Annotated in this window: 13 protein-coding genes; 5 read left to right on the top strand and 8 right to left on the bottom strand. The window is 44.0% G+C overall.

Features of this window, described 5'->3' with window-relative positions:
• Positions 1–11: 11 nt before the first annotated feature.
• Positions 12–803 (bottom strand): SDR family oxidoreductase, encoded by a 792-nt coding sequence (locus PAENI_RS10725; protein ID WP_149645218.1) that lies wholly within the window; start codon positions 801–803, stop codon positions 12–14.
• 176 nt (positions 804–979) lie between these two features.
• Here PAENI_RS10725 and PAENI_RS10720 point away from each other — a divergent pair, with 176 nt between their 5' ends.
• Both PAENI_RS10720 and PAENI_RS10715 read left to right on the top strand, forming a co-directional pair.
• Positions 980–2,959: a GTP-binding protein gene (locus PAENI_RS10720; protein ID WP_149645217.1), complete on the top strand. Its 1,980-nt coding sequence runs from the start codon at positions 980–982 to the stop codon at positions 2,957–2,959.
• Between the two features lie 136 nt (positions 2,960–3,095).
• Positions 3,096–3,617: a GNAT family N-acetyltransferase gene (locus PAENI_RS10715; RefSeq protein WP_149645216.1), complete on the top strand. Its 522-nt coding sequence runs from the start codon at positions 3,096–3,098 to the stop codon at positions 3,615–3,617.
• 69 nt (positions 3,618–3,686) lie between these two features.
• Here PAENI_RS10715 and rsiV read toward each other — a convergent pair whose 3' ends face one another.
• From rsiV to PAENI_RS10690, 5 genes are all read right to left on the bottom strand, one after another.
• Entirely contained in the window at positions 3,687–4,565 is an 879-nt protein-coding gene (gene rsiV / locus PAENI_RS10710; protein ID WP_076298376.1) for an anti-sigma-V factor RsiV, read from the bottom strand.
• A gap of 1 nt (position 4,566) precedes the next feature.
• Positions 4,567–5,073 (bottom strand): RNA polymerase sigma factor SigV, encoded by a 507-nt coding sequence (gene sigV / locus PAENI_RS10705; RefSeq protein WP_076298375.1) that lies wholly within the window; start codon positions 5,071–5,073, stop codon positions 4,567–4,569.
• Positions 5,074–5,131: 58 nt separating this feature from the next.
• A complete protein-coding gene (locus tag PAENI_RS10700) occupies positions 5,132–7,006 on the bottom strand; it encodes an acyltransferase family protein (protein ID WP_149645215.1) in 1,875 nt (624 codons plus the stop codon).
• A 188-nt stretch (positions 7,007–7,194) separates the two neighbouring features.
• Complete coding sequence (locus tag PAENI_RS10695) at positions 7,195–8,280, bottom strand: stalk domain-containing protein (protein ID WP_188114523.1); 1,086 nt, start codon at positions 8,278–8,280, stop codon at positions 7,195–7,197.
• Between the two features lie 137 nt (positions 8,281–8,417).
• On the bottom strand, positions 8,418–8,981 hold the full coding sequence (locus tag PAENI_RS10690) for a CGNR zinc finger domain-containing protein (protein WP_149645213.1): 564 nt from the start codon (positions 8,979–8,981) through the stop codon (positions 8,418–8,420).
• A 168-nt stretch (positions 8,982–9,149) separates the two neighbouring features.
• Between PAENI_RS10690 and PAENI_RS10685 the strand changes: the two genes are divergently transcribed.
• Positions 9,150–9,644: a DinB family protein gene (locus PAENI_RS10685; protein WP_188114522.1), complete on the top strand. Its 495-nt coding sequence runs from the start codon at positions 9,150–9,152 to the stop codon at positions 9,642–9,644.
• A 79-nt stretch (positions 9,645–9,723) separates the two neighbouring features.
• Here the strand turns inward: PAENI_RS10685 and PAENI_RS10680 are convergent, their stop codons facing one another.
• The gene (locus tag PAENI_RS10680; RefSeq protein WP_149645211.1) at positions 9,724–10,617 is read right to left on the bottom strand and encodes an AraC family transcriptional regulator; all 894 of its coding nucleotides are present in this window, start codon (positions 10,615–10,617) and stop codon (positions 9,724–9,726) included.
• A 174-nt stretch (positions 10,618–10,791) separates the two neighbouring features.
• On the opposite strand from PAENI_RS10680, the gene PAENI_RS10675 reads away from it, so the two are divergent.
• Positions 10,792–14,154 carry a tetratricopeptide repeat protein gene (locus PAENI_RS10675; protein WP_149645210.1) on the top strand — a complete coding sequence of 1,121 codons (3,363 nt, stop codon included), beginning with the start codon at positions 10,792–10,794 and terminating at the stop codon, positions 14,152–14,154.
• 125 nt (positions 14,155–14,279) lie between these two features.
• Positions 14,280–14,447: a hypothetical protein gene (locus PAENI_RS31810; RefSeq protein WP_223178934.1), complete on the top strand. Its 168-nt coding sequence runs from the start codon at positions 14,280–14,282 to the stop codon at positions 14,445–14,447.
• Between the two features lie 75 nt (positions 14,448–14,522).
• Here PAENI_RS31810 and cmpA read toward each other — a convergent pair whose 3' ends face one another.
• A complete protein-coding gene (gene cmpA / locus PAENI_RS10670) occupies positions 14,523–14,660 on the bottom strand; it encodes a cortex morphogenetic protein CmpA (protein WP_094874036.1) in 138 nt (45 codons plus the stop codon).
• Between the last annotated feature and the right edge of the window lie 28 nt (positions 14,661–14,688).

The raw sequence follows: 14,688 nt of genomic DNA, 5'->3' as shown, positions 1-14,688 counted from the left end.
CAAGTAAAACGTTATCCGCGAAGGAGTGACTCAGCACCATCTACATAGATCTCAGTTCCTGTGACATGGAAAGACTCATCCGAGGCGAGAAATAATACTAGATTGGCTACTTGTTCAGGTTTACCGGGCGCATCTTCCAGAGGATGATTGCCTTTCGGAAATTCTACAGGAATCTTCACTTCTTGAAGATCATCGCTCTTATCTGTATTATCTCCAATTTGAGTGTCGATCGATCCAGGACAGACCGCATTTACGCGGATACCGTATTGCGCCAGCTCTAGCGCAGCCATTTTCATAAAAGCGACTTGTCCAGCCTTGGAAGAGGAGTACGCAGCTGCGCCGATGTTCGAGAACACTCGATTTCCGTTAATAGAGCTAGTGATAATGATGCTTCCGCCATTTTCTTTCATATGGGGGATAGCATATTTTACTGTGGCAAAGGTACTGCGTAGGTTGGTATCTAGCGTCTGGTCCCAATCTTCGATTTCTAGTGTTTCTATTGGAGCCCATGTACCATTAATGCCAGCATTCGCAAAAATAATATCAATCTTCCGAGCCTCATCCGCAACCTTACGAATACTTTCTTCGACAAGACCTGGATTGGAAACATCGCATTCGATAACTGTAGCTGTTCCTCCAATGGATTCAATTTCACGTTTAGTTTCATAGGATTCCTCAGGGGTGCGATCAAGCATATATACCTTAGCTCCGTGCTGAGCAAACCTTATGGCTGTAGCTTTTCCAATACCGGACCCTGCGCCTGTGACTACTGCAACTTTATTTAGCAAACGTTGATCTAACATGATGAATTTCCTCCTTGGCGTTAGACTTCTTACTTAGTAATTACATACCCGGCATAGCTGAATTTAACCAATTTAGTAGGAGGGTGGAACAACAAGGAGGGATGTATTACTATGAGACATAAGGATGTGTACAATATAAATTTAGATCAATCTAGCTCATGATAGGGGTACTATAGATGATTCAGCAGCAGGGAGCAGAACGGATTAATGTGGGGATATTTGCCCATGTGGATGCCGGCAAGACAACAACAACAGAGAATATTTTGTATGAAAGCGGTCGCATTCGAGCGCTCGGCAGTGTAGACAGTGGGACAGCATTGACGGATTCTATGGATGTGGAGCGGCAACGAGGAATATCCGTTCGGGCGGCATTAGCTTCTTTTCAATGGAAAGGTGTGCAGATCAACCTCGTTGATACACCAGGACACGTCGATTTTCTGTCAGAGGTTGAACGGTCTTTGCGAGTGATGGATTGTGCGGTGCTAATTTTGTCGGCGGTAGAAGGTGTGCAGGCTCAAAGTGAGATGATCTGGAACGCGCTGAGGAAGCTGGGAATACCGACGCTTATTTTTATGAACAAAATGGATCGTGTAGGTGCAGACCCTGAGGTTGTGCTGGCCCAAGCGAGAAATTATTTATCTAGTGATATCATTCCTGTTCAGCAACCGATAGGCAAAGAGCAGGAGTACATAGAAGCTATTGATTTATGGGGAAGTGATACTGATCCAGCTGCACAGACAGAATTATTAGAGGCATTGGCTGAGCGGGATGAAGACCTGCTAGAGACGTATATCTCAGGTAGTTCGATTGATCTTGCAGCTTGGAAAAAATATATGAAGACAGCTTCCGCTTCAGGACGCTTTTTCCCAATGGTTTATGGTGTTGCCGCCAAGGGGCTTGGCATTACTGCATTGCTGGACGCGATGGTTGAGTATTTTCCGCGAGCTGGTGGCAATGTTGAGGGGCCGGTGTCCGGCATTGTCTACAATATTCAGCGTGATAAAAGCATGGGGCGAATGGCGTTTGTCCGCCTTTATGAAGGAACGATCCGTAACCGCGATACGGTAATGAACTACACGCAGGATATTCAGGGAAAAGTGACCCAGATCCGCAAGGTCGAGGGTGGTCGTACTGAGGATGTCGGATCGCTTGAAGCGGGGGATATCGCTGTAATCTATGGTCTTTCAGGGGTACGGATCGGAGATGTACTCGGCCATCCGGAGGCGATTCCGGAGGAAGCGAAGCTGGCTGTACCGCTGCTAACGGTGCGCGTATTCTGGGGAACCGACATGGATGACCATAAGGTTATCGGAGCATTGCAGGAGCTGGCGGATGAAGATCCGCTCTTGGATGCGCAGTGGCTGCAGGATGAGCGAGAGCTGCATATCAAAGTAATGGGACCTATTCAGCTGGAGATTCTGAACAGTGTTCTGGAGGAGCGGTATGCGCTGAAGGTTACCTTCGGTCAGCCTTCTGTTATCTATAAAGAAACGCCAGCCTCTGCTGGGGAAGGCTTTATCGCTTATACGATGCCGAAGCCGTGCTGGGCGATTCTGCGGTTTCAGATTGAGCCCGGACCTCCTGGCAGTGGTTTAGTTTATGATTCGGTAGTGCGGAGTTCCGATCTGCTGCCGCAATATCAGAGCGAGACCGCACGCCGTGTACCAGAAGCCTTGCAACAGGGCTTGTACGGCTGGGAGGTTACCGATCTTAAAGTGACCTTAATCGAGGGACAGCATCACGTATGGCATACCCATCCGCTGGATTTTGCCGTAGCGACTCCTATGGGGATTATGGATGGACTCGCGCGGGTAGGCACTAAACTACTGGAGCCGATTCTTCAGGTTCGCATCGTTGTCCCTGAGGAGAATGGCGGCCGAGTGATGAACGACCTGGTTCAGATGCGCGGCACCTTCGAGCCACCTGTGCTGCAAGGCGAGCGGATGATCATCGAAGGCCGTCTGCCACTGGCAACGTCGCTCGATTATCCGGTTACTTTAAGCTCCTACACGAAGGGGCGTAGCACGTTCACTTCTTTTTTTGCCGGCTATGAAGAATGTCCTCCAGACGTATCCGCTGAGCGCACCCGCCGGGGCGTGAATCCATTAGATCAGGCGAAATATATATTAAGCGTGCGGAAGGCGTTGCAGGGATAAGTGAGATAGAAGGAGAGAACCGGAAGACGTCTCAAAAGGATGCTATCTGGTTCTTCTTATTTCCAGAATATAGGCTGGTGGATATAATGGGATAGTCAGGGATACTTGATTAGAATTAGTACAGGGGGGAAATGAATTGAAGATCAGAGAAGCAACAGCTAGTGATATAGACGGGATCGCTTTCGTCCACGCTACGAGTTGGAAAACCACGTATAAAGGACTAATATCAGACGAGTTTCTTGATAATTTCACAGTAGAAGCTAGAAGGAAGCGTTGGATTCAGAATTTTGAAAATCCCAATAAAGACGAGGTAATGTATGTTGCTGAAGATGAGTCTGGGATGATCATTGGCTTTGCAAATGGAGGGGCGCGAAGAGAGCCGGATCTCTACGATGCGGAGCTTTATGCACTTTATTTGCTTAAGGAACACCAAAGAAAAGGTCTAGGGAAGCAGCTCATAAGAAGTGTAGCACAGAATTTATTGAAGAAAAATTATAGCTCGTTCATGACTTGGGTGCTGGTGGGCAATCCGGCGATTCATTTCTACCACAGCGTTGGGGGAGAGTCTATCTCAAGTATAGAAGTTAAGATAGGGGATGAATTATTAGAAGAAATAAAAATAGGATGGCAAGACATTAGAGGCATAGGGATTGATTAATGACTTTTCACGCAAAAAAAGACTCATAAGGGATACAAAACGCATACCCCTTATGAGTCTCATAATGATTTATTTAATGTACGTACGGCTGACCAGAACATCTGCAATAACATCTGTTGGAATGATGAATTCTCTAACGCCCATGTAGCCAGGAGCCACATCATATTTGTTAAAGGAAATAACCAGCTGGTACTTATCGTTGATATAGAAATCTTGATCTTTAGCTATATTTTCAAATTGATAAAAAAGGTCTTCATTGGGTTCATCTGTTGAAATCCAGTAGAACATATCTTTATCTGCTTTCATTTGGGAGCGCATCTGTTCTTTAATATTTTCACTTATGATACTGATATATCGATCATCCTTAAATAACATAGGCAGACTTAGCAGGATTTGATTCTTCTTGTCTATCGTATCGTGCTGCATTGTTGTTGACGATGAACCTACGGTATTTACCACGTATCTGCTAATAGCAAATAGCTCAGCATTGTCCGTTTTAACCTCAAAGCCTGTATCTACCCCTAAATGACCCTCTCCGGATTGCTTTAAAGACTCCATCTCTGTTTGAAACTCATCATATAGTTTTTTGTTTTCTTCGAGATATTTTTCATTCAGGGTCGATTCCAGCTCTTTATTCTCTAGGTTAGTAATGATGGGGACCTTTATGTCTGCATTATAGGTCTGCTCATCCACTTTGTATTCTCTAAAAGTTAGCACTTTAACAATACTGTCTACACCAGGTATAGCGGAGAAGGCATTGGCAATGTTAACATTGACATTAATCCCAATCACGAAAAATAGGGCTGCCGCACAAACTCCAGATATCCACTGGTAACGTATTCTCCTTATCTTCCTTTTCTTTAATGCTTTACTTACAACGAAATCTAATTCCTCAGGAATAGGGAGTTTGTTATAATCTTCTATAATTTTTTTGATTTGGTTATCCATTCTAATTGATCTCCTTTGAGGATTCTTCCTGCATGTTGACTCTTAATAACTGGAGTGCTTGATATAGTCTAGTCTTTACTGTATTGACGTTTTCATTTAATACTTCCGCAACTTCTTCGATCTTTAAATCTTCGATATATCTAAGGACGATGACATTTCGATACTTAAGGGGGAGATCATCCAGCGATCTTTCTAAATCAATATCTGGATACACGTCTACCGCACCAGGGATAAAAAAGTCGAGTGCTTCATCATCTACCGGTTGAACTCTTTTATGTTTCCTCAGAAAATCTAGTGAGGTAGTTACTACGATTCTAAACAACCAACTCTTTACGGATTCTGGTTTTTTTAGCAACCCTATAGAGGAGAGAGCTTTATAAATCGAATCCTGAACAACATCTAATGCATCCTCTTTGTTCTTCACATAGCTGTAAGCTAGACGGTATATGTTCTCCTTGTTATCTGTAATACAAAGAGTGAGTAATTTCTCTTTATTCCTCTTAAGCATATTCGTAAAACCCTTCTCTTTTTATATTGCGTAGCTTTAGTTTGTTAGATTACTATTCTCATTGATTCTCCTTTTGTATGGCTTTAGCTACAAGTGCTGCATAGGATTTGGCACCTTCTCGTTTTAGATGAACGCCATCCTCATAGAAGTAAGAGTCCTTTCCTTCGCTTGAGGAATGCCAGTCTACAACCATAGCGTTGGGGAATTCTAAAGCCACTTTCTTAAGCAAAGTATTCACAGTATTTTGCCATTTTTTCGGTACACGTGTGTTTACTAGTACGACTTGCTGAACATCTTCAAGTGAAATAAGTAATTTCCGCAATTGATTGGAGTTAAAAGCTCCGTTCGTACCTAGATTAATGATCACTCGAGTGCCAAGTTTCCCCTTCGTCCTAAGTTTATCGACCACTTCTTGTGCCTGTGACATCTGCCTGCCTACCTTACCATCGATAACAATGCCTGGCAGAAGTTCTTGTAGATAAGGAGCAGCATCGAGGATTACGGAATCACCTATCGCAGTAACACCTTTACCTGCTTCTTCTACCTGAGTCTGAGGTTCTGGCTTCTTCGGTGGATCTACTGGTACTGGTACAGGCACAGGTGTTGGTACATTTTGAGGGGGCACTAGTGTGACATTATGTTCATTCTTATCGGGATTAGTAATAGTGCCTGTATTCGGATCTGCGGATATCTTGGTATCCAAGTTGCTACTGCAGGATATGGACAATATGATTAACGGGACTGCAATAAAGATGAATAAGGGTCGAATCTTGAATTGCAGACGAATACTTAATTTCGTACACCATCTTCCTAATAAACCTTGACGAATAGGTTCTTCGATATATTTCCACGATAGTGAGGCTAATAGGAGGCTAACTCCCAGCTGAAAAAGAACACGGAAACCATCGAACCCACCTGTATCTACTGTAGGATTAGTTAGAATGATGACTGGATAATGCCATATGTAAATACTATAGGAACGTACGCCAATCCAACGCAAGGGCTTGCAACCCATGATTTTAGCTAGTCGGCTCGCAGGATGTGCGAGTACAGCTATTACAATTGCAGAAAGGATCGACACTAGAACCAAGCCGCCATAATAAAGAAATTGTCCGTACTCATTCGTCCGCCAAATCATAAGAATGAGGGTGATTAATCCGATTGCACCACTGAAGTCAAGGATATAGCGAGATCTGCGTGAAATCTTATCGGTCAAATTTTGACTCGGCCATGCTAGAGCGAGAGCGGCTCCAATCAGTAGAGCAAAAGCTCGGGTATCAGTACCATAATAGACTCGGCTTGGGTCAACTCCAGGTTGATAGATTAGCGCCATAGCAAGTGCCGAGAGGAATGCCCCTGTTAGACACATCACAATGAGTTTACCTCGCTGAGGTGCAAGGCGTAACCCTACAATAATAACCAATGGCCAAATGAAGTAGAACTGTTCCTCAATAGCGAGCGACCACAAATGACCTATAGGAGAAGGTGGTCCAAAGCTCTCGAAATAAGATACATCGTGAAAAATAAGCCACCAGTTATTGAAGTATAACGTTGAAGATATAAAGTCCCCTTGTAATGCTGCTAATCGTGAACGATCGAACACCAGAAGCCACATAGCAGTGACAAAAAGCATGACAAACATAGCAGGCAATAGCCGTCGCGCTCGTCTGATCCAGAAATCTTTAAGGTCGAACCGTCGGTCTTGCTTCCACCTTTGGATGATTTGATCCGTGATCAGATATCCAGACAGAACGAAGAATATTCCGACCCCTATAAGTCCTCCTGGAGCCCAATTGAGGTCGAGATGATACGCGATAACTGCAATCACAGAGAGTGCGCGAAGTCCATCTATTCCCGGCATATAACGCCTTCTAGTCGTGGAATTGTCAGGTTCTAAAGAGTTAGTCGGTGGTGTAACCTTGATTTCTTTCATGGTAGTTCATTCCTTCGTCATGAGTTGTCTTATGTCAGCAAGACGTATGACTAACTTAAAAAAGTTCTTAACTTCTCTTGGTAAATAAAGGAGTGACCATGAATGGATCAGAAATCGGTACACAAGTGCCTATGAATTTAAAAAGGCATTCTAGAACAAAAAATCATTCTGGAATGCCATTAGCCCAATTAGCCGTTCTTAATTTCCACACGTAAAATATCGGTAACCATTTTAACCGGAACGTATATCGTATCGTTCTTTAGGATAGGAGCAGTACCTAAAGTGACAGGTGCCATTTTGGCAAAAAAGTAAGAATCTTTACCTAAGGTAACATTGGTCCACTGTGCACCTTTCTTCAACTCAGCTGAGCGCGACGTTTGATCCCACTTGATTTCATATCCTAAACGATTCGCCACATCTCGTAATGACACCATTGAAACCCCATTAGCATTCTTAAATGTAGCTATTGTACTTAAATCGAGCTTCGGGTTGTTCGTAATATGGGTACTGAAACGAAATTCAGGAGTTCCCATGGCGCCTGGAGCAATACTATATTTAGGGAAGAGGATGACAACCTCACCATTTTCAATATAAAAACCTTGTTCTTCGTCGATTCCTTTGAAATCCTCAATAAAGTAGTTCTCAGGTTCCTCATTGATCTTCGCAAGGATACCGGCATTCAACTTTTCCTTAAAGTCGTTTCCAAAGAAATCTGACAAGGCAATCCGCTGAGCTTGTTTCGTATTAAATACATTATATGTATCTACACGAGGCATACCCGTTCCACCAGTTTCACCTTGAGAAGTAACGACAAGTGATATCATTCCAGAAGGGTTATCCGTTTTATTTTCCTTTAAGTCATAAATAATATTTAGCTCATATGGGCGATACTCAAAACCAGCCTTTTTAGCGTCTGCAGCTGCTTCAGTTGCATCCTTTTCCCAAAGAGCAAGGTCTTTCTGCGCATTAGAGAGAATGACACTGTTGATCTCTTCCTGAGCCTTCGTATCCAACATACCTAGGATCTGTGGCACTTTAATATTTGTATTCAGAAGCTCCGTTGAAGATGTGAGAATTACTTCTTTGATTTGGATTCCAGTGGTATTGATGGTGGAAATCGGTACAGCTGAAATCGGGGCATTGATGGCAGGCTTAGTCGTGTTCACTGCATCAGCAAAAGCAGTGCCATTCATTGGTAACATGCCAGCGCTTATTCCCACAACCGTTAATCCGACTACACCAAACTTCAATACGTTAAAAGGGCTCTTTTTCATTGTTTGTTCACGCTCCATTTCGTTGTAATAAGTGTGTTATTAGCGCACTTACTAGCAAGACGTATTAGGAGTGTTGAAAAGTTTGGGGGGGATAAATGTTGATCGAAATTCGTCATCCGCAAGAGTTCCTTTGATAGTCACTCCGAACCCTTTTCAGCCTTCTTCCGCGCCCGGAACCGCCGCACCTTCATGAGGTTGCCACAAGCCTTGTCATCGCAGTACCGCTTAGAGCGGTTGCGTGTATCGTCGTAATAGACCCAGAGGCAATCGGGATTCTCGCAGATACGGAATCTTGAGGGTTCTTTTTCAAGCATAGCCTCCGCAAAAGACGCCGCTATCTCCGCCATCACCTGCTCCCAACCGCTATGTAGTGGCAATAATGAAATCTCCGCTTGCTCGGCACTTTTCCATACCATTCGCCGCGTAACAGGACCCTTGTCCATATAGATATTGAGCTGCTTCAGCATTTCTCCATTCATCGAGTTTCCTTGTACAATAGCCTGTACCCAGTCCCATAGTAGGGATCGAAGCTTCATTAGCTGTTCCAGTTCTATCGTATTCGGCAGCTGTGTTTCTAGCAGAGCATGCTTCTTCAGCCATTTCGCAATCCACTCCGGATCTTCGAGTTCATCCCGATCCTTATTCTTATCTCCTGTTCGCCAATCCCGCCAGTAACTATTAATGAAATCCTCCCACAACACGTCCTGTTCATCCTTTCCGCACAACTCTCGATTACAACGATTGTAACAGTTAAAATTATGATTAGCTAGTTACTTGATTGAACGCTGGAAATATGCTACATTTCTAATGTAACCACTATATGATGGTTTAAGTAGTTACATAATTCAGTTAGTATTAGGAGGTTGAACATGCAAAATAAAATCAGTGAGGTTCTGCTGCAAAATTGGGATTATTGCATGGATATCGAGGATTGGGCCCCGCCGTTAAGTGATGCACTGGAAGGTGTGGACAGTAAACAGGCACTTTGGAAGCCAGAGGGAAGTACAGTCAATTCCATCTGGGAGACGGTTAACCATCTAACATATTATAAGGTGCGTTTGCTGCGAAAGTTAAAAGGGTTGCCCAAACAACCTGATGCTGAAAGCAACGATGATACCTTTACTGTAACAACGGAAGGGGAAGAAGCATGGGCGAAGGCCGTTGCAGACCTGAAGGACGTGCACGCTGCTCTTAGAGAAATCATTGAGGCGTTGGAAGAAGGCGCATATGATTGGGGTGGTTCGGGTCATGCCCCAGGGGAAGAGGTAATGAGTCTTATCCTGCATGATTCATACCACACCGGACAAATTATTATGCTTCGTAAACTGCAAGGCTCCTGGGTTTCCAACCGTAGTTTTAATTAGAACCTCTACAATAAAAATATAAGCCACACTCCACTATACTGGTTTACCTGGTGCAGCGGTCGTGTGGCTTTTCTTTATTTTAACCTTTTGGGGTGCTTCGATATTGAGTCGGCGAGCATCCCATTATTTTTTTGAACAATCTAGAAAAGTAGTAGGGGTCCTGCATCCCGATAGCACTAGAGATTTCTTTAATATGTAAATCGGTTAATGCTAGCAGTTGACTGGCACGCTGCATTTTGAGGCGCAGATAGAATTCAATCGGGGGAACCCCGGTTTCTTGATTAAATAGATAAATTAGATGCTGCTTCGATAACCCCATATGCTTCGCTACATCCGGGAGTGAAATGGAACTGTTGATTCGATCCGTCATGTAGCGAATGGCTTGCTCAAGATAACGTTCGTTCTTTTTATCTTGCTCAGAGTTCATGGTACTCAATCCCACGTGGCTGATCAGATGACGAATGCACTGAGACACATAGATATGATTACGCATGGCATAAGGCTTATCCGATAACAGGGCATAACATCGCTCGAAATCTTCGATCCATTGGGTATGAAGGTTCAGTGTAAAGGTTAGCGGCTCTACGTCCATGGCATAAGTTTGAATCAACGCAGCGGCATGCGTTCCTTTTAGATGCATCCAGTAGATCGTCCAGGGATTCACATCTGAAGCACCATATCGATGGGGTGTTCCGGCAGGAATGACAGCTAATTGCCGTTCTTTTATTTGGATCAGCTTATTGTGATGACGCTCCATCCACCCTTCACCCTCTACGCAATACATAAGGATATGGGAGTCACATCCTTGTGGACGCTCTCGATAATGAAACTTCGCTCTTGGGAAGCAGCCAATGTCACTTACATAGAAGGAATTTGTTAACGAATTCTCATGTAATTCATTCATCATGAAATCGGGCAGCACAAAAAGTTTCTGCTCATCGAAGCCATCCGGCTTTAATGAGATATCTGTCATGATAACCCTCCTTTTTAAGAACATAATTTATTTATTTGAAATAACAACCTATTCATAAGGAGAATATTATTTTTAGGATAAGAATATTGTCCATCAGTTACAGATTATCGTCAATTGTTTAAAAGCGCATACAACGATAAATTAGAGCTATATCACGAAGGAGGAGAGAACGAAATGAGTATGAAAGAGCCTTCTACAATCTTAACGAACAGCGTCCGCATATGGGAGGAAATGGTTGAAATTCCTACCTATGAAACAGGTGAACCCGATAAAAATCCAATGTTCCTCGAGAAGCGAGTCTATCAAGGCAGCTCGGGGCGAGTATATCCACATCCTGTGGTTGATAAAATTATGGATGAGAAAGAAATGAAATCGTATCAGATGGTAATGCTCGAAAATGAATATGTACGCATCGAGATCATGCCTGAAATTGGCGGCCGTATCTATCGTGCTCTGGATAAGACGAACAATTATGATTTTGTTTATTATAATCGCGTGATTAAACCTGCGCTTGTTGGTCTGACAGGACCATGGATTTCAGGTGGAATTGAATTTAACTGGCCGCAGCATCATCGTCCGAACACGTTTGGCCCTGTGGAGCATGTAATTACGGAGAATGAAGATGGCAGTGCAACCGTATGGGTGAGTGAAATTGACCGGATGTATGGAACGAAGGTCACAACGGGCTTCACGCTGCATCCTGGAAAAGCCTATCTCGAAGTTACAGCACAGCTATATAACAGAACTTCGGAGCCACAAACCTTCTTATGGTGGGCAAACCCTGCGGTTGCAGTCAATGACCATACGCAATCGGTGTTTCCACCGGATGTCACAGCCGTATTCGACCATGGTAAGCGTGATGTGTCCAGATTCCCTATTGCAACAGGAACGTATTACAAGATGGACTATTCCGAAGGTGTAGATATTTCGCGCTATAAAAATATTCCTGTTCCTACGTCATACATGGCGTACAAATCCGATTATAATTTCGTGGGTGGCTATGATCATGGGGTTGAAGCGGGTCTGCTTCACGTAGCGAATCACCATGTATCTCCGGGTAAAAAGCAGTGGACTTGGGGGAACGGCGAATTTGGTCAAGCGTGGGACCGTAATTTAACCGATGAGGACGGACCCTATATTGAATTAATGACAGGGGTATTTACGGATAATCAACCGGATTTCACTTGGCTCCAGCCGTATGAAGAGAAGTCATTCACACAATATTTCATGCCATATAAGAACATCGGTGTTGTGAAAAATGCTTCTATTGATGCCGCCGTTAATCTTGAGGTGGATGAGACTTTACAGACTGCCACTGTGATGGCCTATGGAACTTCGGTATTCGAGGGAGCGGTTATTGAACTTAGAGGTCAGCATAGAACGTACGTGAAGGATACCGTTACGCTCTCTCCAGAATTAACCTATAAATCTGTCATTACGTTAGATAAAGTGGATCAGCCGCATCACTTAATCCTAACGGTGTTTGATGTGAACGGAAACAGCCTCATATCTTATCGTCCAGCGAAGCCTAGCATTGAACAGGTTCCAGATGCAGCCAAGCCACTTCCACTACCGGAAGAATTAAAAAGCACAGAGCAGTTGTATTTGGCTGGAGTTCACTTGGAGCAATACCGTCATGCCACGTTCGAGCCAGAGCATTATTATGAAGAAGGCTTAAGAAGAGATGCATCCGATATTCGGCTTAATGTGGCTTATGGGACGCTGCTGCTTCGTCGAGGATTGTTCAAGCAAGCGGAAAATCATTTCCGTACGGCTATACGATCGCTGACTTGGCGCAATCCGAATCCATATGATAGTGAAGCGTACTATCAGCTTGGTGTAGTTCTCAGACTGCAGGATCGCAAGGAAGAAGCATTTGCTGCCTTCTACAAGGCGGTATGGTCTGCAGCATTTCAAGACAGTGGATACTATGCATTGAGCCAAATTGCTTGTGAACGTGGGGCGTATGAAGAAGCGTTGGAGCTCGCAACTAGAGCTTTGGCACGTAACACAAGAAACTATAAATCAAGACATGTAAAAACAGCACTATTACGCAAGCTTGGACGTTACTCTGAGGCGATTACATTCGCAGAGGAGACATTGAAACTAGATATCGCGGACTTCGGGGCAGCGTATGAGAGAGTGCTTGCGCTTACATTGCTCGGGCGACAAGAGGAAGCAGCTGAGGCTCAGATGAAGCTTGCACGGTTCATGCGAAACGATGTGCATAACTATTTAAATCTAGCTTCCGATTATGCAGGTAGTGGATTGTTCGCGGAAGCTGCACAGGTGTTAGAGCAAATTCGTAGGACATCGAATGAACCCAATTATCCGATGGTGCATTACACATTGGCTTATGTACATGAGAAAATGGGCCGTGAGGAAGATGCGACAGCGCAGCTTCAGCTTGCTCAAGCAGCATCTTCTGATTATTGCTTCCCGAACAGCTTGTTTGAGCTGCAGGTATTAGAAAGCGCGATTGCCTGCAATCCGCTAGATAGTAAGGCTCATTATTATCTAGGAAATCTATTCTATGATAAAAAACGTACCGACGATGCCATTCGCCATTGGGAGCAATCCGTCGCACTTGATGATCGTTTCCCGACGGTTCATCGTAACCTTGCGCTTGCTTATTACAATAAGCGTAATGATGCTGAGGCTTCCTTGCAGTCACTTGAACATGCTTTCCAGTGCAATACGAATGATGCGAGAGTATTTTACGAGCTGGACCAATTGTATAAGAAGATGGGTGTTTCTGCTCAGGAGCGGATGGCAAGACTGCAGCAGCATATGGAGCTGGTGGAGAAGCGGGATGATCTATACCTTGAATATGTGACCCTACTGAATTTGCTTAGCAAGCATGAAGAGGCTTTGTCAGTTCTATTACGTCGCCAATTCCATCCATGGGAAGGTGGCGAAGGGAAAGCTACGGGGCAATATGTTTTGGCGCTTGTTGAACTGAGTAAGCAGGCGAATCAGGTAGGCCAATATGAAGAGGCTATCTCATTATTAACACGTGCGCTTCATTATCCAGAGAATTTAGGTGAGGGTAAGCTCGATGGTGCGCAAGAGAATAATGTGTATTACGAGCTTGGTGTGGCTTATAAGGGATTAGGCAATATGCAAGAAGCTGCACGACACTGGGCGATTGCGTCTCAAGGCTTGAAAGAACCAGCCAGCGCGATGTACTACAACGATCAGCCGCCAGAAATGATCTTCTATCAGGGCTTAGCATGGGTACAGCTGAATCATCCGAAGGAAGCGAACCGGCGTTTTAATAAGCTGATCGATTTCGCAGAAAGACATCTCTTTGATGAGGTGAAGATTGATTATTTTGCCGTATCCTTACCTGATTTCCTCGTATTTGAGGATGATCTGAATAGACGCAATCAAATTCATTGCTTGTTCATGATGGGTTTAGGTTTATTAGGCTTAGGGAAAATGGCAGAAGCGAAAGAACGATTTGAAGAAGCGTTGCACTTGGAGCCTAACCATCAGGGAGCTCGAATTCACAAGGCGATGTGCTTGGAATCATAAAAGAAATAAAGCAGTTTCATGATGCCGGAAAATAACTGGTCCGATTTGGAATTTTGTTTCAACTCTGAAAGCCCCGGGTTAATGGAGACTATCTACCAGCCTATATTCGAAAGGAGAGATTGATGATGGAACCGGGCTATAAAGATAGAAGCGTTGAAGTGGAGCATACAGAGGTGCAACGGAAATCGGATTCCAGTGTTGTCGCATCTACCTTTATTAAATATGCTGCTTATATTATTATTTTTTTCGGAGCACTTTTCTTCTTGGTCAGATATGTATTCCCTATGTTCTAATTCGGATTCCAACGAATCCTATACAAAAATCCATCCCCTGTAAGTAGCGGGATGGATTTTTGAATTGAACGAATCCTATAAATTTCTCTGGATGGAATCCGGTGATTCCGCAGAATTACGATAAAAGAACCAGCACTCGTTCAGCAGCTTGATCTGACGGCGGTCTTTTTTGTAATAGGCTTTCATCAGTTGATGGCAGAGCCACTGTGGCAAGGGTATCACTCCTCTAACTGCTTACGTA

This window comes from Paenibacillus sp. B2(2019) (genome assembly GCF_008370385.1).
Taxonomy (GTDB): Bacteria; Bacillota; Bacilli; order Paenibacillales; family Paenibacillaceae; genus Paenibacillus_AQ.
Note: the sequence above shows the minus strand (reverse complement) of the source record. Positions and strands in the feature narration are given on the sequence as shown.